The organism is Methylomonas sp. ZR1, from assembly GCF_013141865.1.
GTDB lineage: Bacteria > Pseudomonadota > Gammaproteobacteria > Methylococcales > Methylomonadaceae > Methylomonas.
In genome coordinates this window covers 1,407,773-1,427,863 of the sequence record NZ_RCST01000001.1, presented here as the reverse complement: position 1 = coordinate 1,427,863, position 20,091 = coordinate 1,407,773, and the positions used below count along the sequence as shown (strand labels likewise).

Below are 20,091 nucleotides of genomic sequence, written 5' to 3'. Positions count from 1 at the left end.
TCTGAATCAGTCTAAATGACGTATCACTGTCGTGTCCGTTTTGCTTTTGCGTTTTTTACGTTGGGCTCTACGCGCGGCGTCGTACGAGCGCCGCGCCCACAGAACGGCCTGCTCCCGGTCTTCCATAAACTCGGCCGGCGCTTGGTAATATGACATTTTCGTCATTTTGCCTTCCCGCTGATATTCGAATGGCGCAAGCCCCTGTTCCTCGAAAAATTTGGCATTCTCGGCATCCGCCTTGAGATACAGAGTATCGTCCGCCACCAGCGCGAACATCAAGCCATCGTGGTAGACACCATAGCCCCCAAACATCTTACGGATCTGAATGGTGCCGAACAGTTCGAACACTTCAGGCAAATAGGCGGTAAATTCGCTCATCGGCATACCTTATTGACGGACGATGGCAAGATGGGGAACACTCATAAAACCCGTTTTGACTGGAGATCGCGATCCTAAAGGCTTTGCTCATTTCTTCCGCAATAAATACCCGGAATAAGCCACAAACTCTTGGCCATTAATCGTCTCCAGCCGCACGGTTTCCTGCATGCCGCGTCCTAATCCAAGAATGACGGCGGCGTTTTCCGATACCGGTACAATCGGGAGGGTCAGATTATTCAGGTCGAATGCGGGAATGGAATACTCCAGCATCAAAAAACCGTCCCGCTCGCGTAGCGCGCATTTTTCCGGAACCATCGCCTCGCCTTCGGCAAGATTGACGATTTCGTAATCGCCCAAGCGGCTGCGCATGGCGGCGGGAATCGGTACGGGTTGGATTTTCTCACCTAATACCAAGGTTTGGCCGTGCCAATGGGCCAGCGCCAGATCATGGCCGTCGACATGGCGCACCGACACGCCGACTTCGGCCAGCTGCTTGGGTTGTATTGGAATCAAGCCCAGCAGTTTATAGCGAATGCCGAATTTGCCATCTTCCCTACCAACCAAATCCAGACTTTTGCCGTTCAGTTCGGTGACCAGGATGTCGCCATCGGCTGATAACTTGATGTAGCCTAGCGCGGTTGCATACTGCCCTGCCCCCAATTGTTGCTCTTGCGCGGTTAAGCCGCGTGTTTCGATTTCAGGCGTTTCGGCGTCCTCCAGCAGCGGCTGGCCGGTTTTTATCGCAACCGCCAGTTTTAGTGCCTTATCGGTGACTTTGTCGATCAAGTCGCCGGTGGGCGGGGAATTCGCCAGCACGACCACGCCTAGCTTGTGTTCCGGCAGCACCGTCAGCAGGCTACGGTGAAAAAGCGTTGCTCCGCCGTGTGCGGCCACATCGCCGATACCGGGCTTGCTGGTCAAGAACCAGCCCAAACCGATTTTATTGCCCACATCCAGCGCCACGTCCTGGTTTTGCTGGCGCAGCATTTCATGTAGGGTTTCCGGCTTCAATAGTTGCCGGCCATTGGCTTTGCCGTCCGCCAAGACCATGGCGATAAAACGGCTTAGATCCAAAACATTGGCATTCAAGCCGCCGGCCGGCATATCGCGCAGTGCCACTTCGGCCTTTTCCTGATCACTCTTATAGGCTTTGGAGGCCAGCTCTCCCGCTATGCCCGGCGCAAATGCCGCATGCGTCATGCCCAGTGGTTTTAATAGCTGCCGGTCGGCATAAGGACTGAAATCCTCGCCGGTCAGCCTTTCCAACATCGTCCCTAATAAAGTGATGCCCAGATTCGAATAGGCCCAAATGCAATTGGGCGGATAGGCGGCATATTCGTCTTTCAGCGGGTCGACAAGCAGACTGAACGGCGCCGGGTTGTTAGTCCACATGCCATTGCCTCTATCACCCGGCAAACCGGAATGATGGCTCATGATGTTGCGCAGCGTTATCGACCCGGCATCCGGGAAGCGACTTTTGATCGCAAAATTCGGCAGATAGGTTTGTAGCGGCTGATCAATATCCAGCTTGCCCTGCTCCGCCAGTTGCATGACCAGCGTATCGGTGAAGAGCTTGGAGATGGAGCCGGTTCGATAAACCGTTTCCGGTGTGGCGACAATCTGCTTGGCTTGATCGGCATAACCAAAACCTTTCGCCCAAACGACCTGCTGATCGTCGACCACGGCGATACTCAAGCCTACCACGTCCTGTTCGGACATTTCCTGCTCGATCAGCCAAGCAAGATGGGCTTGGAGGTAAGTGTAATCGCCGTGTTGTACAGTATTCGGTTTTAGCGGCTGCGAACCGGCGCAACCGCTTAGCAAAAGCAATATCGCGCTTAAATATGTCAAGTAGGCTTTCATCTGGTCCTTGAAGGGGTGATCATCGGTTAGTCCGCCAGCAAGATTTTAAGCCCGTGTGGCGGGGCTGCGAGGCTTTTACCAAAGCCATGTTGGGGCGAGAATAGTATTTGGCGAGCCAATCACAGTCAAACGTTTTAACAGTGCGGCCTTGAGCCTACGCGAAGGCGGACTCTTGCATTGGAAGTAGTTGCGCGTTGAATGATAATTGCGGCGTTCATTTTTTGTGTAACGGTTTGAGTGTAGTGGTCTAATAAAAATGGACACCCAGATAGGTTGATAAACTATCAATCTACCAGGTGAGCATAATGAAACAAGAAAGACGAAGTTTTGATGCGGCGTACAAGCTGCAAGTAGTGAAGATGATTCAGGAGCAAGGCCTGACAGTGGCGCAGGTTTGCCAGGAACTGAAACTGGGCGAGACGGCGGTGCGTCGCTGGCTGAAGCAGGTGCAGGCGGAGCAATCGGGCCAAGCGGGCATCGGCAAGCCGTTAACACCGGATCAGCAGCGGATTCGGCAGTTGGAGCTGGAAAATCGTCAACTGCGCGCGGATAACGAATTGCTAAAAAAGGTTTCGGCCTTTTATGCCCTGTGGGTATCTTTGCGAAGGAACTGCGATGAAACACGAAGTGATTCAGAAGCTTAGCGCAGAGAAGGCCGCGATGGTACGGCGGGTGTGCCGGTTGTTGGGCGTCAGTCGGTCGGGCTGGTATGCCGCTCGGCAGCGGGCGTTGAAACCGCAAACGCTTTGTGGCACGCGGGTTCGGCTGCGCAGTGTGTTCGAGGCGACCGGTCAATGCTATGGTAGCCGCCGTCTGCGTAAGGCCTTGGCGGGACAGGGTATCGAGATGGGTCGGCATCGCGTACGCAGCTTGATGAAGGAGCTCCAGCTCAAGCCAACCTGGAAGCCTAAGTTCGTGCACACCACCGACAGCAATCATAACCTGCCGGTGTACGAAAACGTGCTGGATCGCCAATTCGAGCAAACCGAGGCCAACCGGGCCTGGGTCTCGGACATCACTTACATACGGACCCTGAGCGGTTGGCTCTATCTGGCGGTGGTGTTGGACCTGTATTCGCGCAAAATCGTGGGCTGGGCCATGGCGCCGAATATGCCGGCGGAACTGGTTTGCACGGCCTTGCAGATTGCCATTGCCCAGCGTCGGCCGCCACCGGGCCTGATTGTCCATTCCGATCGGGGTAGCCAGTATGCCAGTCACGAGTACCGGGATTTACTGACCCGCCATGGTTTTCAAGGCAGCATGAGTCGAAAGGGCAACTGTTGGGACAATGCCGTGATGGAGCGCTTCTTTCTCAATCTGAAAATGGAGCGCGTCTGGCGTCGCCAATACGCCAACCACACCGAGGCCATCCGCGACGTGACCGACTATATCGTCAACTGCTACAACAGTCGGCGCTTGCATTCGTCATTGGGCTACCTGCCACCCAATGGCTATGAAATGAAAATGGCAGCTCAACAACCTATCTCGGTGTCCGAAAAAAGTTGACCACTACAGAGTCAGTGATTTGCCATGTTTGCAAACTCTGCCCAGCAGTGGATTCGGAATGATCATGGCCCTACCCCCACCGGAAACGCCGTCTTATCCACGACCCGCCGTAACAAGAAGCTGGAATGCACTGCGGTCGCGCCGGGAATGCCGGCAACCGCCGCCTCGAACGTGTTGAAACATTCCGGCGTATGTCGGTCTATCGGAATGTGGCTCAAGGCCATCAGTGTCAGACCCAAGGCTTTGGCATCCAACAAGGCCCGATAGCCGCCGATCAGGCCGCCCTCCTCCACCGCTCGCACCCACCGCAGGCAGGGTGATGCCGACAGGCCTATGCGGTCGGCCAGTTCCCGTTTGCTGATGCGGCCGTCGGCTTGCAGTCTGACCGCGTCGCTCGGCGCAATGTTTAGCGGCGTCAATCGCTTATCGGTCGACTAAAAACAGCCCACGTCACTACGGTTTTCGGTTAGCGACGGACAATATCAACGACTTTGCTCATCTCTGCAATTTCATTAGGGGCTGTTGCCATTTTGTCATAATCCCTTTGAAAATCGATTGGCGAGCCATACTGATTGAGTTTTCAATCAAACGATAACTAGCGAATGCCACGCCAACTGCTTACAGATACCCACTGGGAAAAGCTAAAAACGATTATGTTGAGTTTCAGCATTTACGACAACCCCGGTCTTCGGCAAACGGTCGAAGGGATTTTTTATCGCTTGCGTGTTGGCTGCCCTTGGCGAGACTTGCCCGTCGCTTTTGGCAAGTGGAATGCCGTGTACAAGCGCTTCAATGCCTGGTCACTGCAAGAAAAGCTGAGGGGTATCTTTCAGGCGCTAGTGATTGAGCCTGATTTGGAATGGCTATTTATTGATGGCAGCATTATTAAAGCCCATCAACACAGTAGCGGCGGCGCCCATGAAAACCCAACAGCCATCGGGAAATCGGTCGCAGGCAACACGACCAAAATCCATATGGCGGTTGATGCCGGTGGACTTCCCATCCAGTTCTCGATTACGGGGGGCGAAGTACATGACTGCAAAGAGGCGCCGGAATTTGTGGCCAAGCTCCCCCAGGCGGGCTACATGATTGCAGACAAAGGGTATGACAGCGAGCCGTTACGGATTCAAATTCGAGATCAAGGCACAGTCCCCATCATCCCAAGAAAACAAAATTCAATAGTCGGGAATGAGGAAATGGACTGGTGTCTCTATAAATATCGCCACCTCGTTGAAAACGTATTTGCGCGACTGAAACATTTTAGAGCTATCGCCACCCGATATGACAAACTAAAACGCAATTTTGAAGGCGCTATCGCCCTGGCTTGTGCATTTATATGGTTACCGATGTGAAAAGGCAACAGCCCCCTATCATTCAACCTAACCATCTCCCGCAACCTACCCACCAAAAACCGCCGTTCCTATTCCTGTCTGGTCAATATCGAGGCTTGCTTGGGTTGTAGAACGATGGGTTGTCTTTCACCTATTTGACGGTCAGTATGATAGGGGCGCTCCGGGTAACAAGGATTCCTTCCGTTCATAAGATTAAGTAAAAAAACAAGGCCAAACTCAGAGGATGGGCGAAAAACAGCTTAAAGAGTGGTTTTTCGAACATATAGAATTTCTGGCAACGTCGTAAACTCGCTTCAAGACCATAACGGTGAGCTCGCGATGTTAATTATTCACATAAAAAAACAGGGGGTTAAGCACCCTGGCGTTTCAATCCAAAACCCTATTCAGCATCTTTGGATTGGATTGCTCAGTGGCCTTTGCCTCATCAGCCAACCCATGGAATCAATGGCTGCTGATTCCATTCAACCGAATGGCAACAGCCAACAGTCCCTGGCATTAAACACCAAATTACAAAACACGCAGTGGGGACAAGTTGCCCGTAGACATCGCATTGATCCCTATATTCTGTATGCCGTTGCGCTCATGGAGTCGCGGAAAAACGGTGAACAGAATCGTGTCATGCCCTGGCCCTGGGCCATCAATAACGCTGGCAACTCTTTTATTCCTAACAGTCAGCAGGAGGCAGAAGCTTTACTCAATCAAATGCTGGACCAAGGCAAGCGCAATATCGACGTCGGCATCATGCAAGTGAATCTGCGGTGGCATGGCCACCGCGTTGCGAAACCCGAACAACTCTTGATCCCGAGCATCAATATCGAAATCGGCGCCAGCCTTCTCAACGAGGCCATCCAATCGGCGCCAGACAATCTCGCTCATGGAATCGGCCGATATTACAGTTGGCAAAACGAGCCAGTAGCCATCCAGTACGGACGAAAAGTTATTGCCTTAGCCGATCAAATCCGCGCGATTCTTTAGTCCATCAAGGATTGCAGAATGGATGAGAATCTATACAAACTCAATCTCGACTACCTCATCGTCGCGCAGTCCTTAATTTTTTCCGAGAGCGAGCAAAAAGCCATGTTCTGCTTAGGCTTAACAACCGAAGCGGTTTCATTACTCCGAAAAATGCCGCTCGAACAGATGAAGAGCCTGGCACGAAGCGATTGCTTGACTTTTGTTCCCCGTTTCAATCCCCATAAATGGAGCAAATTTCTAAACGTCGAAAAATACGAAGATCCCAATGCACTCGACGCACGAACCATCGACCTTCTGATGCTCTTGTCTGCTCACCCGCTTGAGTCATGAGCAAACATTGCCCATTTGCTACTCGGCTTAAAGATCAGTATTGGGCCTATCAATTACTGAAACGAAAGTTGCGTACAAAATTGGCCAGTCGGGTCATCAAAACCTTGCGCCCTAAAGAATTGTGTAATCTTTACTTTTCGCTGCACCGCGAAAGCCCAGTGGCGGGACTGGTCCCCAGCATTATGGCAATGCCGCAGTCACGCGAGTCGTTTCTTTACATGGCCCTATTTGCTTCAATCTATCGAAGCGCTTGCTCAGGCGCTATCAGAGCGGAAATAGACCTGAATGCCATGGTATTTGCCTGGGACACTTTTTGTAAATTCTACCCAAACCATATTCAGGAACGCCGGCCGTTTGGCCGCATACGGCCTGCAAATTTCGATGAAGCCTGGATTATCGTCGAAGCCCTGAGAGACGGACTCGCTGAATTACCTTACTGTACGACCTGCCATACGCCCTATTTGGTCATTCATGGCTGTAAGTACCCGCAAGTCTGCCAAATGTGCATGCTAAGCCAAATCCCTAAAACCAGAATCATCACCGATTAATTGATCCTAGGAGCCCGTCGGACTTAAGTTTTTTTAAGCCGAAAATTTGGCGTCAGCCAAATGATCGAAGCCCTCAAGCTGTCGTAAAGTTACTCAGCCGGTCTTGAGAATTGATGTAGACGCGCTCCCCTTAGGTTATTCGACGGCATGCAACCCTATCATTGAGTTCGGCGGGGCTTATGCCCCGGCCAGCGCATACATCCGTTTCAGGTTAAACGCCATCGCCACCAGCTTCCATTCCCCGGTTACCGCGTCCAGTCCGCGTAGCGAGAACTGGCGAAAGCCCAGTACCTGCTTGATGATCCCGAATACGGGTTCCACCGTGCATTTGCGCTTGGCATAGCGGGCCTTGCCTTCGCGGGTTTTCAGGTACCAAGCCATGTTTTCCACCGGGCCGCCGGTGTTGGGTTTCGGCGCGTCGGCCGCCAGATATTCAGCCAGGGGCACAGGGTGGCTGTCGCGGCCCATGGCGATCAAAGGTTTGATGCCGCTTCGTTCGCAAGCCTGAACGTTGGCGGCGCTGAAGTAGCCCGTGTCCGCCAGCAGGGCATCGACTTGGCCCAACGTCTCGGGGAGTTTTTTCAGCTCGGCCAACATCGGTTCGACTTGTTGCTTATCGTTGGTCTGTTGCGTGACGCTGGTGGCGACGATCAGCATCGTGTCGACGTCGACGGCGGCTTGGTTGTTATAGCCTTGCACGAAGCCTTCATGACTGGGCATGATGCGAGATTCTTCGTCGGTCAGGTTGATTTGGTCGTCAGGCTTGGGGCCTATTTCCGGGGCCTTGGGCTCCGGCCCTCTGGGCTTTTTGCCGGCCTGCCGCCCGGTTTCCCGGCGGGCAATCTTCGCCTCATACGCCTTTTGTGCCTGCTCATCGCGCGGCTTGACCCGCTCGGCGATCTGGGTTTTGGCATCGCGCAGGGCTTTCAATCGGTCTTCACGCCGCGCCAGTTCGGCCGGCAAGTCCAGATCGTCGCGGTCGTCCGCCGCATCGGTTTCGGCGGCCTTTTGTAATAAGACCTGGACCTCGTCCCGCAGCTGCGCTTCCAGCTTTTCGATGTGACCGTGGGACAAGGCTTTATGCCTGGAGGCGTTCGCCTTCACTTTCGTACCGTCCAGCGCAATTTGCCCCAGTTTCACCAACTTCATCGCTTGGGACAGGCTGAGGACCTGGACGAACAGATCTTCCAGCTCGATCAGGAAGGTTTTGCGGAAATGGGCCAGCGTATCGTGGTCGGGATGCGTATCCGCGGACAGGAAACGGAACGCCACCGAATCGTAGGTCGCTCGTTCGATCTTACGGCTGGAAAACACGCCGGTGGCGTAACCGTACACCAGGAGCGCCAGCAACACCGAGGGATGATAGGCCGCACTGCCGCGTCCCTGGTAACGGCTGGTGAATTGGCTCAGATCCAGTTGCTCGATGACTTCGACAACAAAACGGGCCAGATGAGCCTCCGGCAGCCATTCGTCCACCGAAGGCGGTAGCAAGTAAAGTAGATGGCGGTTGACGGGAATGAATCGACTCATCACAGGCTCCGTATATCTGATCTTTTGACCCTCCTTATTTTACCAAACCGATGTCGCGGTTAGATCTACTGCGCTAAAGTCCGACAGGCTCCTAGGAGCAACGTTGTCTTGGCCACATAGGAGATCATTGTCCAGGGAGAAAACTTTATGCAGCAATTTTCATTTAGAGGATTATAATCCACCTATCCAATCTTCCTATGTAATCAGGCCATGAAAACCGTGAATGTCAGTGGTCTAAAGAACAACCCCAGCGAAGCTCTGCGCATGGCTCACGAGGATATGGTCTTGGTTATGAATCGAAACGAACCAGACGCGGTGATGGTCGGCCTCAAAGCCGCCAAAATCATTGGAATGCCGGGCGTGCGTAAAGCCTTGGCAACGGCACTTTTCAAGGACGGTAACCTGTCCCTTGCCCGCTCCGCTAAACTGGCCGATATGCCGTTGGCAAACTTTATTGCGCACGTCTCGCGCCTGGGTATTTCCGTCATCGAGCAAACGGCTGATGAAGTCGAGGATGATTTGGACACTCTGGACCAGTGGCTCAACCAAGCCTGATCGCGGATGACCAAAAAAGTAATTGTCGATGCCAGTCCATTGATCGGACTGGCGTTGGTGGAGGGTTTAATCTGGCTACCGAAGTTATTTGGCCAGGTTTTCGTACCCGAATCGGTGAAACAAGAAGTGTTACCGGGCAAATCTGCGCCAGGTGAACAAGCGCTGGCTCACGCATTTGATTCAGGTTGGCTAACGGTATGGCATGAATCCATAACACCACATTTGGACATTGATCTGGACACCGGAGAAACGGATTGCATCAACATTGCGCTGTCGTCACCCCAAAACTATTTGCTGATCATGGACGAACGTGCCGGCCGGGCTGTGGCCAAAGAATATCAATTACATGTCGCAGGTACTACCGCCGTCATCGGACAGGCCAAAAAGCAAGGTTTGATTTCGTCTGCTCGAGCCACTTTTGAAATTTTGCATCGATCGGATTTTCGGATTTCGGCTACCGTGATCAACAAAATTCTGGCAAGTGTCGGCGAGTAAACCGTTCGATATGCAGGTCATCTTTCTTTGCCTTGTTGAAATAGTTTTGATTTAAAAAACCGACTTGGAACGTTAGCTCAATCGCGGTAGGATTTCCCAACCGCTTAAGCATGGAGAATACAATGTCTTCACAGTCATCACTCTCAGATCGGTTCAAACGGCCCAGCCAATCGATTCAAACTCGATCAAATCACTCAATGTTTAATGGCCATCATGCAACTGTCGATTGTCCCGAATGCAACCGATCCATGGTGCCGAGAGTGGTCGTTTACTATGGCCGACCAGTCAAGTCAGTTTGCCCTTTCTGCGGCGCTACGTTTGCACGGTTTCCGAGCGGAGTTAGACAATTTTTACAGCGTTTTTCACAAAAGTCCCTTTCATTCGATGCTTTTAAACGAATAGCTTTGGTAACCGTTGGCTTTGGTTTGATTTGGCTCCTTGCAACGATGGAAATATTGCCTAACGAAATGGAAGCCCTTGGGATATTCGGTAGCATCATTTTCAGCGCTTTCGGCCTAGCTGAACTTTTTTATCAAACGATCGAATTCATTGCGAAACAGTTATCGCACAACAGTAGCCATTATTGGTCCGCTATAGGTTTGATCGCAATTCTGATTCCGTATGTTAGAGATGATCTAACCCGTTACGTCATGACGGCTTCCTTTCTGATGATAGCTCGATGGATACTGGCCGGTTTTGCAGCCGCCAAAAGTCTCTCTCATTGAAAGTTAATAGTTTATGCGGCCTCGCGCCCGATTGTAATTCCCAATCTGATCAATAAGGTCCACGCGGCCTTGACCAGCCGCACTTTTAAGTAGCTTGGCGATATCATTACCTTCGACACTGCCTTCCTCTTCTATCAACTGGCTTCTAGCGATACCAAGGTTGCCGCCATACTCGCCAGCAACAGCAATCCCCGCAAACGCCTCAAACATCGCGGCACGATAATAAGTTTGCTGAGTCGGAGTTAATTTATCTGTAACCTCATTTACTCTTTGATTTGCCCATACTTGAGAAGCCTCCTTAAATCCAGAATACGATTGGTTTGAAGCAAATTTTATTGAATCCCAAATTCCCATTCCTTGCGCTTGAGATTGTTGAACATATTCTGCAAACTCCTTGATATGTTGGTTACTAACCGATCCTAATGCTTCCAAATTTTTCGCGGAGTTATAAAGACTGCCCGCCAGATAATTGTAAGAAGCCTCTGCAGACGAAGGCGTGTCATTGGCCGCTGCCGCAATCGATTGCCTAAAATGCTCCGCTTTGACATTCGCCAATTGACCAAAGCCTTCTCTTGAGTTTTGTTCACGCTCTGCCAGATTGCGATCATGTTGCGCTTCGACTCGAGCTTCGCCACCGGCAATTTTTCCCGTCGCTGAACCAATCTGTGCTCGTGCTCGTTGATTTAGCGATTCGGTTTCAGCGCGTGGGTCTTTGAGATTGGCCTGTTCGACTGCTGCTTGAACCTTGCCAGTTTCTGGTGCATTGGTTTTCAGGAATTCGTTCCGGTTGGCGTTCCAGCTTTGATCGGCCTGTGGCGCATTAAACGCATCGCCGAGCAGCTGGTAACCCGAGATGTGCGCCTGGTGCGATTGTTGATCATCCAGGGTGCGGTAACTGGGTGACGAAAACCCGGTCAATAACGACATGCCGGCGGCAGCATAGGCTTGATCGGCATCGCTGATCCAACCTGATGCTTTCCATTGTGAGGCCAGTCGCTGCGTATCGCCGCGCAGGCCATATTGGTCTAACGTGCGATCCAGACGTTCCATAAGTCCGGGATCGTGAGACATTATGTATCCAGTCTCCGCCGCACCGAAACTAGCTTGTGTTCCAAAGCGTTGTTGAGCAGATAGGGTTTGTTGATAGGACTCGCTGGCGGATACCGCATCGGTTGCGCTGTGTTGCAGCGAAGACAGCGATTGATTTTGCAGTCCCATTGAGGCTACGTTTCGGGTGCCGGTTTGGGCATCCATCGCCAGGCTTTTGGCTAAGCCGGCTTGGTAGCCTTGGCTGTCGTTGACCGTTTGGCTGATATCCGCGGCAATCGCATCAGACTTATCCTGACTGACTTTGAAATCGTTCTGCAAGCGGCCAGATATTGCGCCGCTCAATTGGTCGCTACCCAACTTGGCTCCGGCATTGGCACTGCCGGCTACCAACGCCGAGAACTGATCGGCGGATATACCGGTATCGGCATGCTTCTTGGCAAAGGCTTCTCCGAACTGATGGTTATAGGCATCGGTATAACTGGAACTGCTGGCGATTTGATTGCCCAAGGAGCGACTATCAAAGGCATCGCTACTGATGCTGGTCGATTTCGTTGCCGTTGACGACACGCTGTGCATGAAGCTACTTGTTGCCTGTTCCGAAGCGCTGTAAGCCGACGATACCGCCGCACTCATGTCCTTGCCGGCGGTGAACGTCGGCAACACCTTATCGACACCGGTTTGGGTGACTGCCGACAACGGACTGTATTGGTGTTGCGCCTGTGCATTCAATACCGGCGCCGGACTGATCACGTCGGGCGTGGCGATTTTTTCATTCACGTAATCGCCACCGTCCATCCGTCCCAGAAAATGGGTGGCAGTGACTGCACCGCGATAAATCAGCATTAAGGTAATGGCCGGCGTTGAAGCGGCCAGCATGCCGCCGATCGACAACCATTGCTGCAACTCCATGTCCAACTGGTAAATGCCCATCATCGACGGCAGGTTATAGGTGGCCGTGATCAGCGCCGCCATCTTGCCCGCAGCCGACATCTGGATGAACAGATTGATCACCGCCAGTATCGGCATCCATAGCTGGATCCAAAGCAACATCGAGAAATAACCGATATTCATCCGGATACCGACATTGCCCAGCATCACCACAAAGGCCATGATCGGCGCGATGGCATAACTCAAGCCTTCGATGAACGCCATCATCGGCCGCACGATCTTGGCAAACAGGGTCTGTTCGGCGGCCCATTGGGTATTGCGTTGCTGAATGGCTTGTTCGACCATCGCCGCCTTGTTCCAATGCAAACCGTCTTCGTGCCGGCCGATGACGCCTTTCTCGAACATGGGCAGGATGGCCGACATCAACATGTAATCGGCGGCATCGACCACGCCGGGGCCGGCTAGCGCATCGAAGGCATCCTGTATTTTCGGTACCGTATCGCCTGCAGTCGGCACGCCCAAGGTCGGTTGCAACAAGCCTTCCAGCGCCGTCGCGAAATTGCCGTTGACCACCCCACTCAAATCGGCCCAGGCATCCGTGCAGGTTTTGGTCTGCGGTTGGCCGCCGACAAAAATTTGGGTCATGTAGATATCGGAATCAAACCTGATCGCATTCAGGGGATCGGCATCACGCAAGATAGCATCCACCGATTTCTGATTCAGATCGACACCGGTTAAGGTGCATTCGCGCACGTAATTGGCAAACGAGGTTTCCATATCACTGCCGGCATTTGGCACGTTGGCCGCGCCTAGATTCACTCGAGACAATAGATTCTTCCGCACCGCCGTCAAGGTCTGCAAACTGTCGGCAAAACCATTGCCGGTCATCGACGGTGTGCCAAAGCCCTGCTCAAACAAGCGTGTGGTTCGATAGCCCATGTTCGACATCACGCTACCGACTACCGCCGGTCCTAACGGTACGTTGTCGACCACCACCACGCTGCCGGTATAAGCATCCTCGATCGTCACCCGCACCGACGGTGCATACAGCATCAGCCACAATACATAGGCCAGGAGTAAATCCTGATAGCGAATACCGCGACCATCCCATTGCAACAAGGCCCGAAGCATGACGATGATGACGCCGATCAAACCGCCGACGGCCGCTGCTGTGCGGTAATCGCCGGTACCGGAGATCATCGCGATGGCATTTAGTACGGCTTGCAAATAGGCGGAATCGCCCACGGAAAAGATTTCAAACATGGGCGACCTGCCTTTTAAACAACGAGGGAGAAAACCACCATGGGGGGGAACGGGAAATGAGTGTTTAAGGACTTGGCCAAGCCATCCCGGAGGCCGGCAACTGCGCCACGGTACCGTAGTGTTTGGGCTTCACGGTGGTCATCAACTGCTGGTAAAACGCCATCAAGGTTTGCGGATTACCATAACGACCGGCGATGGTGACGTATTCGTCTTGAATCTGCTCACGGGCATCTTTCAAGGCGTCCATCAGCAATTTGGCATAGGCGTGGTCGTTCATGTGCGCCGCGGTCTGCACAGCATTCAGTAAATCGTTGACGATCAGCTGTGCCAGTTCCAGAGCGATCACCGGTGCGGCTTCTTCGGCCCAAAGCTTGGCAATGCCGGCATCCTCCCTTGCCAGGTTATGGATCATGCCGCCGATGGCATCTGGTACGGTTTGCATGAAGGCCTTTTCGCTGTCGGTAATTTGGCCGCTGTTGGTCGAGAATTTGTAGATCAATCCGTTGCCGGAATTCGCCGAACCAAGCAGGATCTCCATCACCCGTTGCTTCAAGCCCACCAGATTGACGTTTTGGACGATGGGTTTGAGACACTGATCGGCGTTGTGACCATCCGAACAGGTGTATATCCTGACGGTTTGATAACTATTGCCGGCGTCATTGCCGTACATCAGATCCTTGATCCGCAGCACCGGCGGCGGCGCGCTGATGGCATTGTTTTCGCCTTTGCCGTCGGGCGCGGCTTGCGGCGCATCGACAATCACGGTACCGGATATGCTCATCGCCGCTTCCAGCAAACTGTTTCCACCGAAGCGAAACCAGCCGCCGGCGTTTTGATTGACCAACGCTCGCCACACCAGATTACCTTGGATGATCTTGGTCATATCGGTCGGGTCATTCTGCTTTATCTGCTGTACCGGATCACCCAAGGTGCTGGTATTGGTCCAGCTGGAAAACACATCGGAAATGCCTTGGGTAAACGAGGCATTGGATAGATTGGTTTTGCTTTGCAGATCGAAGGCTTTGACCGTATCGTTGACTAGGCCTTGTGCCAGTCGGCAGGAGTTGCTGAACATCTGGTTCATTTCCTGGATTTTCTTTTGCAGGTCGGTCATCACCGAGGCACACCAGGGACACATCGCTCCAACCGCTAGTTGAAACGCGTAACCCGCCGCATTGCCGGCCACGTTGCGCATCAATTGCACGAACTGGTTGAAGTTAATGAAACTGAAGCTGCCGGCGAACAAATCGATCCCTCCGCAGCCGGCGCTGAATGACGGCGGCACGAACGACACCAGGTTGGTATTGGTGATGCCATTGCGCGGCACCAAGCTACCACCGGTAATTACGCCGCGGCGTTGGCCCAAATGCGCGGTTGGGGCCGTAAAGTTGGTCATGGTGCCGAACATGCTGTCCATTTCCTGTTGCAGGTCGGCATAGGCTGGAAGAGAACTCTCGATCAACAGGATCAATACAACGACCTGGCGATAGCGTAATCGAATCGTAAACGACGTCATGGCGTGCTCCCCAAATGCGCACTGCGTTGCAATGCCTGGATCAGTGACAGTGGATCTCGAGTGACCGCAGGGCTGATGCTACCGGCCGTCGGTAACAACATCGGCGTGTTACGAATGCCCTGGGTGGTTTGGTATTGCGTGGCATCGATCCAGCCGGCTTCCTTGGCCGCCAGCAGAATCCGACCGGTGATTTCTTCCAGCGACAAGGCGCCTTGCGCCAATGGCACAATTTGCTTGGGCGGTTTCATCAGAAACAGCGCCGGGGTTTGCTCAACCCCCAACATCGCAGCCTGACCGTTATCACGTTTGAACTGACTGAAAAATCCGTTCGGCATCGGCAAGCCATCCAGCGACACGGGATAGATTTTGAAGCCGTAGGCGTTTTCCAGCATCGCTAAAATCGGCGCTTGGACATGGCAATAAGGGCAATCGGACCGGAAGAAAAACAAAATGCCGGCTTGGGCGGCAATCCCTTTCAAGGCCCGTTCGGCCACCACGCTGGCCTGATGATTGGCTTCATTGGCCGCATAGGTCGCCACCGGTCGGCGCACGGTTTCATCGAGTTGCGGATCTGACATCACCACGTAGCGGGCGGCATTGGTAAAACGCTCGGCTTTGTCCATCATCACCCGCTGCAGGTAATAAAACGCCGCCACATTCTCGGGACTGGGATCGTCGATGGCCTGGTTCAAGTAATGCTCCAGGTTTTGCTTCAACCAGGCCGAGGACAGTGGTTGGGGTTCTGCAGAGGGCTTGGCTTGTGTTTTTGGTTCAATTTCAGCCTGAAAGTCACTGGGCGGTTTGATGTCAGGTTTGGGTTTTTCCTGATCGGCTTGGGTTTCGGGTCTGGCTTTTTTAGCTGGTTCCGGCAACACCTCATACCAAAACCAGCCGCGCTGTTTGTCGGCAAAATAGGAAACCTCGGGCGCGTCGTCTTTACCCATCGCCAGCGAGGCTCTGAGACACAAACTCATGATGATTGGTAAAGAAATGGCGATTCGGTTCATCGCGCCATTGTCCGTCAGATCTTCCCAGCGACTTTTGCAGCTGACGACGAAAACGCCATCAGCTGCAAGATGGTTCGAAAAGCGATCGCAGACCGTGACCGTAACGGCAGACGATCGCAAATTCGGCGTCAACTGCAATCGGTATCCCATATCGGTTGCCTAAAATGCCGGCGTTGTTGCGAACGGGCGATGACCCGTAAATCCCAATAGGAAATCGACTTTCGATTTGCCTACGTTAGTAGGGAAACGAGGCAACGGCAATCGGCCTGAAAGCCGAAGTTATTTCCTATATAGGCATGAATCACGCCGTTTTGCCAAGGCAATGCCTAAATGAGCCATCGAGAAAATGACAGTGATGTGCCTACTGCGGTAGGCATTTAAGGTGCAAATACCTATGCACTAAGGCGCTTTCCAAGTCTCGCAATGAACAGAAAATGCCGTTAGGCATTGTCCATGTCTATCCCTACAGTTAGGTAATAGGAAAATTCATGTCTAGCGAACAACCGTTCAACAGTCAGCCCAATCTTACTGAACAAGACCTGCTGCATTGGATCGAAACCCAGTGCAATCATCTCCAGGCGCAAGCCAAAGTGTTGGTCGACGATTATTGGCGCCAATTGAGAAGCCAACGCCAGAAACACACCAAAAGCGAATCGGGCCGAATCGGTGTTCGGATCCGCTGCCGGGAAAACCAACGCGCTTTCAGCATTGAGTGGTATCGCATGGCCACATTGCGACAAAACGGTCAAACCAAGCCAATTGCGCAGTACGTTAAGAAAGGCCGCGGCTATCGTTATCCGCTCGGCAACCTACTGAAAGGCGAACCCACCTGGGAGGCAGAATTAATCGAAGAACTGGAAACCGAGTTTGCCCATATCCGGCAACAGCTCGATCGACTGGGAAAAATTCGCGACGCGGTGCAGCGATATTGCAAGGTAATTGACGCCGATGCCAATAACAAATTCTTCGGTTGAGATTGCAAGATTACGAGCATTGTTCCAATGGGCTTGCTAGAAAGATAGACCCCGGTACGGCGATTACCTGTCGGTCGGGATGGCCATTCAATTTCAACGATTAATACATCCTGTAATCCATTCAAATGTCCGGAATTCGGCGAGCAAATTGACGTTATCGCTGGCTCGCCTGTGAAAGCTTGATGTTGGGAACAGAAAAATTAATGTGGACTGCATGTTATTTATGAATGGAAAAGATCTTTGCGACGACTCGACACTTCCCTCTAAATTTATCAGTAGAATCGAAAATTCATCTATCCCCATTTTTCTTCTGATAGCGTTCCTACCATCTTGATGAGGTACAAACCGGCATGAATTCGCTTTTATTTCCCCACACAAAAAACAGGTAACCGTAATAAAACGTCCAAATTAAAATCAAAAAGCAGACTACGAGCAGCCTGAATGTTAGCGTTCTCGGGCCGCTTCATGAAAGGCTTTACGTACTGGCGAAAGTAAATATTCTAATACCGTACGCGTACCAAGCTTGATTTCTGCTGATACTTGCATGCCTGCCGTCAGTACATATTGCCGCCCCTCATTTTCCAGGTAAGGAGCTCTCAAATCAGCTAATGCCCTATAGGCTAATGGAACTGCGGTTTTATTGTTTTTTTCAGCCGGCTGTGACATACCATCCGAGGATTGTTTATCTACGGCATCGGCACTTACATGACTAATATTTGCTTCCACCAAGCCATATTTCTGAAAGGGAAACGCCGAGAGCTTCAATTTAACCGGTTGTCCAGGTCGAATGAAGCCAATATCCTCATTGGTAACCCATACTTCCGCACGCAGGTTCTCATTCATAGGTACCAGAGTCATAAGGATGGTACCCGGCGACGCAACTGTACCGATGGTATGGGTCGCTAGGTCTTTGATTACAGCAGCTTGTGGGGCCTTGAGTTCGAGAAGTTCGTTTCGGTGTTCGATTTTTGCTAACTCCTGGCGCAGTTTTTCTAGTTTTGTCGCAACATCTACTCTATCGGCTTGTAGTTGACGACGATAATCGGCAGAAATCTGCTCAATATGGGTCCTGCTTTGAGTAATCGTCGCTTTCGCTGCCTGTATCACCGATGCTTGGGTCAATAAATCCTGTTCCTTTTCAATTCGTTCACGGACTTTTTCACTGGCTTGGATGCGACCGCCATATCCACGTTGCGCGAGTTGCTCAAAGGCATTTTCCTGCTCACGATAATGCGGCAAGGTTTGAACTAACTTTGCTTTGACTTGTTCCGCTGCCGCCAAATCATGTTGGGCTTTTTCCAATACGCTACGCTCTTGCGACAGTGCGTTTCGGTAGGCATGGATATTAGCCGCGTATTGTGACGCAATTTGACTGTACAGTTCCGGTGGATCAAGATCATCTTTTTGCAACGGACGGTCGGATAATTGGGCATCAATACGTCGCAGTGCGAGGCGATTACTGTGGTAATCGTTAGTCAGTGCTTTACGGTCAGCATCTGAATATACGGCATCCATACGCATTAATACTTGGCCAGCTTCTACGCTTTCGCCCTCCTGCACTAGAATTTGCTTGACGATCCCTTGCTCAGCCGGCTGGACAATTTTGAGGTAACTAGTAGGTACCAGTTTACCTTCGGCCACCGCGACTATGTCGAGCTCACCAAACGCCGCCCATGCCAACAGCAACACCAATAGAATAAGTAGTGAATAAAGCACTACGCAGGCCATAGGATGCGGCGGCTGCCGTTGTATCCTTAATAAACCAGGCTGAAAATCCAATAGTTGTCCACTATTCGTAGCGGGTTTGCTGGGCGCATTATTGAGATTGATGTGGCTCATAAAAACATAGCTAAATAAGGACTAAGGAATCGATTTTATGAGTGGCGTTAGCGATTGATCAGACCCTGATGAACTAGTCTTAACCTTACTGATACCGCCGTATGACAGCATCGTCTCTACTAAATACACCGCTTTGTCGATGACTTGATGGGGCTTGAAGCCGGCATAGCGATTGGCAAAATCAATGGCGCTCTGCCGATAAACCGGATTACAAAGCAAACGCTCTAACAGTTCAGAGAAATGCCCCTGCGTTCTCAATTGCTTGGCCACAAGACCTGCCGCTAAGCTCTCAACACAGTGCCCCATCAAATACTGTTCGATGTTTTGCGGCACGAGTAATAAGGGAATGCCGGCTAGCAAAAAGGCGCTGACTGTACCGATACCACCGTAAGTTATTGCAATGTCAGTGGATTTTAGCAGGCTGGAATCTAAGCGCCCTGGCTGTGCAAACACCTGAAAACCCGGTCTGGTGAGTGCTTCAGCCTGAGCACGTCGAATACCTGGTGCCACTACGACAATGTCAGCCGACTGCTTGGACAAGGCTGTCAGCAAGGCCTCGAAACCAGGTACGCTAGGTCGCAAATAGGCGAATATATGTGTGCTGTCCATCGTGGACCAACTGATTGCTTGGCCGGCATCACGACGATAAATGGGCCCGGTATAGTTTTCGCCGTCGCGTAGCCCGTAATGATCCAGTTCTCCAAAAGTTGCCAATATCTTGCCGGCACCTTCGAATAGTTCCGAGATTCGGCTTAGTGTCCGCCCACCTAACGCTGTAGCAATGGCATTGAGTCGTTCCAAGACACGCTCTTCAGACCGACATAAGCTATCGACATCTATTGCTTCCCACGGTCTGATTGACGGTAATGGTGAGCAATTCGGAGGGATTTCAAAACCGCTACCAATGATTGTAGAGGGCAACCCGATCAATCGAGCCGTGAATAGCGCAGTAGGCGCATGATCAGCCACTATGATATCCGCGTTGAACATTTTCATCAGACTCAACCAGCTCCGCACCATTCCCCACAACGTTGCATGTTCACTGTAGCCGGATGCCAAAAGCATTTCGGCATAATTGGCAGGGGGCCTAACCAAGCGTTTATCACTGGTATCAAGTGGGGCTTGGGTAAACGCAATACCATGCGGCCCAAGTAGATTCGCCGCCACAGTAGTATCTCGAACGACAAAAAACACTTGATGGCCTTTCGCTCTCAAGCGCAAGGCGATAGGTAACTGGCGGGTTAGGTGACCATAATTAGCACCTAACTCCCACGCAAAAAGAATGAGACTCATGCAA

Annotated in this window: 17 protein-coding genes and 1 pseudogene; 9 read left to right on the top strand and 9 right to left on the bottom strand. The window is 52.0% G+C overall.

Annotated features, from left to right (window positions below):
- Positions 1-6: 6 nt before the first annotated feature.
- Together DDY07_RS06460 and DDY07_RS06455 are read right to left on the bottom strand one after the other, a co-directional pair.
- A complete protein-coding gene (locus DDY07_RS06460) occupies positions 7-378 on the bottom strand; it encodes a TfoX/Sxy family protein (protein WP_171695249.1) in 372 nt (123 codons plus the stop codon).
- A gap of 87 nt (positions 379-465) precedes the next feature.
- Positions 466-2,241 carry a serine hydrolase gene (locus DDY07_RS06455; RefSeq protein ID WP_171695248.1) on the bottom strand — a complete coding sequence of 592 codons (1,776 nt, stop codon included), beginning with the start codon at positions 2,239-2,241 and terminating at the stop codon, positions 466-468.
- 305 nt (positions 2,242-2,546) lie between these two features.
- On the opposite strand from DDY07_RS06455, the pseudogene DDY07_RS06450 reads away from it, so the two are divergent.
- Positions 2,547-3,747: pseudogene (locus tag DDY07_RS06450) on the top strand (IS3 family transposase).
- 62 nt (positions 3,748-3,809) lie between these two features.
- Here DDY07_RS06450 and DDY07_RS06445 read toward each other — a convergent pair.
- Complete coding sequence (locus tag DDY07_RS06445) at positions 3,810-4,166, bottom strand: Lrp/AsnC family transcriptional regulator (protein WP_171695247.1); 357 nt, start codon at positions 4,164-4,166, stop codon at positions 3,810-3,812.
- Positions 4,167-4,349: 183 nt separating this feature from the next.
- On the opposite strand from DDY07_RS06445, the gene DDY07_RS06440 reads away from it, so the two are divergent.
- The 4 genes from DDY07_RS06440 (at position 4,350) to DDY07_RS06425 (ending at position 6,952) form a co-directional block, all read left to right on the top strand.
- The gene (locus tag DDY07_RS06440; RefSeq protein ID WP_171695246.1) at positions 4,350-5,099 is read left to right on the top strand and encodes an IS5 family transposase; all 750 of its coding nucleotides are present in this window, start codon (positions 4,350-4,352) and stop codon (positions 5,097-5,099) included.
- A gap of 318 nt (positions 5,100-5,417) precedes the next feature.
- Positions 5,418-6,074, top strand: a complete 657-nt coding sequence (locus tag DDY07_RS06435) for a transglycosylase SLT domain-containing protein (RefSeq protein WP_253734422.1) — start codon at positions 5,418-5,420, stop codon at positions 6,072-6,074.
- Between the two features lie 18 nt (positions 6,075-6,092).
- A complete protein-coding gene (locus DDY07_RS06430; RefSeq protein WP_171695245.1) occupies positions 6,093-6,404 on the top strand; it encodes a flagellar transcriptional regulator FlhD in 312 nt (103 codons plus the stop codon).
- Complete coding sequence (locus tag DDY07_RS06425; protein ID WP_171695244.1) at positions 6,401-6,952, top strand: FlhC family transcriptional regulator; 552 nt, start codon at positions 6,401-6,403, stop codon at positions 6,950-6,952. Before DDY07_RS06430 ends, DDY07_RS06425 begins: the two co-directional genes overlap by 4 nt.
- Positions 6,953-7,129: 177 nt before the next feature.
- Here DDY07_RS06425 and DDY07_RS06420 read toward each other — a convergent pair whose 3' ends face one another.
- On the bottom strand, positions 7,130-8,482 hold the full coding sequence (locus DDY07_RS06420) for an IS1182 family transposase (RefSeq protein WP_171695243.1): 1,353 nt from the start codon (positions 8,480-8,482) through the stop codon (positions 7,130-7,132).
- Positions 8,483-8,692: 210 nt separating this feature from the next.
- On the opposite strand from DDY07_RS06420, the gene DDY07_RS06415 reads away from it, so the two are divergent.
- The 3 genes from DDY07_RS06415 (at position 8,693) to DDY07_RS06405 (ending at position 10,257) form a co-directional block, all read left to right on the top strand.
- Entirely contained in the window at positions 8,693-9,037 is a 345-nt protein-coding gene (locus DDY07_RS06415; protein ID WP_033159614.1) for a UPF0175 family protein, read from the top strand.
- 6 nt (positions 9,038-9,043) lie between these two features.
- Positions 9,044-9,532, top strand: a complete 489-nt coding sequence (locus DDY07_RS06410; RefSeq protein ID WP_171695242.1) for a DUF3368 domain-containing protein — start codon at positions 9,044-9,046, stop codon at positions 9,530-9,532.
- Between the two features lie 122 nt (positions 9,533-9,654).
- Positions 9,655-10,257 carry a hypothetical protein gene (locus DDY07_RS06405; RefSeq protein ID WP_129871397.1) on the top strand — a complete coding sequence of 201 codons (603 nt, stop codon included), beginning with the start codon at positions 9,655-9,657 and terminating at the stop codon, positions 10,255-10,257.
- A 3-nt stretch (positions 10,258-10,260) separates the two neighbouring features.
- Here the strand turns inward: DDY07_RS06405 and DDY07_RS06400 are convergent, their stop codons facing one another.
- From DDY07_RS06400 to traF, 3 genes are all read right to left on the bottom strand, one after another.
- Entirely contained in the window at positions 10,261-13,458 is a 3,198-nt protein-coding gene (locus tag DDY07_RS06400) for a conjugal transfer protein TraG N-terminal domain-containing protein (RefSeq protein WP_171695241.1), read from the bottom strand.
- Between the two features lie 64 nt (positions 13,459-13,522).
- Entirely contained in the window at positions 13,523-14,974 is a 1,452-nt protein-coding gene (locus DDY07_RS06395; protein ID WP_171695240.1) for a conjugal transfer protein TraH, read from the bottom strand.
- Positions 14,971-15,981 carry a conjugal transfer protein TraF gene (gene traF, locus DDY07_RS06390; RefSeq protein WP_253734421.1) on the bottom strand — a complete coding sequence of 337 codons (1,011 nt, stop codon included), beginning with the start codon at positions 15,979-15,981 and terminating at the stop codon, positions 14,971-14,973. The genes DDY07_RS06395 and traF overlap by 4 nt, the downstream gene beginning before the upstream one ends.
- Positions 15,982-16,469: 488 nt before the next feature.
- Between traF and mobI the strand changes: the two genes are divergently transcribed.
- A complete protein-coding gene (gene mobI, locus DDY07_RS06385; RefSeq protein ID WP_171695238.1) occupies positions 16,470-16,955 on the top strand; it encodes a conjugative transfer protein MobI(A/C) in 486 nt (161 codons plus the stop codon).
- 444 nt (positions 16,956-17,399) lie between these two features.
- Here mobI and DDY07_RS06380 read toward each other — a convergent pair whose 3' ends face one another.
- Both DDY07_RS06380 and DDY07_RS06375 read right to left on the bottom strand, forming a co-directional pair.
- Positions 17,400-18,794 carry an HlyD family type I secretion periplasmic adaptor subunit gene (locus tag DDY07_RS06380; RefSeq protein ID WP_171695237.1) on the bottom strand — a complete coding sequence of 465 codons (1,395 nt, stop codon included), beginning with the start codon at positions 18,792-18,794 and terminating at the stop codon, positions 17,400-17,402.
- A gap of 21 nt (positions 18,795-18,815) precedes the next feature.
- Positions 18,816-20,087, bottom strand: coding sequence for a glycosyltransferase (locus DDY07_RS06375; RefSeq protein WP_171695236.1), 1,272 nt, complete (start codon positions 20,085-20,087; stop codon positions 18,816-18,818).
- Positions 20,088-20,091 lie beyond the last annotated feature (4 nt).

Bases quoted from the DNA above. Each gene is read 5' to 3' on its own strand.
- mobI (WP_171695238.1), top strand. From the start codon at position 16,470: ATGTCTAGCGAACAACCGTTCAACAGTCAGCCCAATCTTACTGAACAA.
- DDY07_RS06380 (WP_171695237.1), bottom strand. From the start codon at position 18,794: ATGAGCCACATCAATCTCAATAATGCGCCCAGCAAACCCGCTACGAAT.
- DDY07_RS06405 (WP_129871397.1), top strand. From the start codon at position 9,655: ATGTCTTCACAGTCATCACTCTCAGATCGGTTCAAACGGCCCAGCCAA.
- DDY07_RS06435 (WP_253734422.1), top strand. From the start codon at position 5,418: ATGTTAATTATTCACATAAAAAAACAGGGGGTTAAGCACCCTGGCGTT.
- DDY07_RS06460 (WP_171695249.1), bottom strand. From the start codon at position 378: ATGAGCGAATTTACCGCCTATTTGCCTGAAGTGTTCGAACTGTTCGGC.
- DDY07_RS06395 (WP_171695240.1), bottom strand. From the start codon at position 14,974: ATGACGTCGTTTACGATTCGATTACGCTATCGCCAGGTCGTTGTATTG.
- DDY07_RS06375 (WP_171695236.1), bottom strand. From the start codon at position 20,087: ATGAGTCTCATTCTTTTTGCGTGGGAGTTAGGTGCTAATTATGGTCAC.
- DDY07_RS06440 (WP_171695246.1), top strand. From the start codon at position 4,350: ATGCCACGCCAACTGCTTACAGATACCCACTGGGAAAAGCTAAAAACG.
- traF (WP_253734421.1), bottom strand. From the start codon at position 15,981: ATGAACCGAATCGCCATTTCTTTACCAATCATCATGAGTTTGTGTCTC.
- DDY07_RS06425 (WP_171695244.1), top strand. From the start codon at position 6,401: ATGAGCAAACATTGCCCATTTGCTACTCGGCTTAAAGATCAGTATTGG.
- DDY07_RS06420 (WP_171695243.1), bottom strand. From the start codon at position 8,482: ATGAGTCGATTCATTCCCGTCAACCGCCATCTACTTTACTTGCTACCG.
- DDY07_RS06410 (WP_171695242.1), top strand. From the start codon at position 9,044: ATGACCAAAAAAGTAATTGTCGATGCCAGTCCATTGATCGGACTGGCG.
- DDY07_RS06415 (WP_033159614.1), top strand. From the start codon at position 8,693: ATGAAAACCGTGAATGTCAGTGGTCTAAAGAACAACCCCAGCGAAGCT.
- DDY07_RS06455 (WP_171695248.1), bottom strand. From the start codon at position 2,241: ATGAAAGCCTACTTGACATATTTAAGCGCGATATTGCTTTTGCTAAGC.
- DDY07_RS06400 (WP_171695241.1), bottom strand. From the start codon at position 13,458: ATGTTTGAAATCTTTTCCGTGGGCGATTCCGCCTATTTGCAAGCCGTA.
- DDY07_RS06430 (WP_171695245.1), top strand. From the start codon at position 6,093: ATGGATGAGAATCTATACAAACTCAATCTCGACTACCTCATCGTCGCG.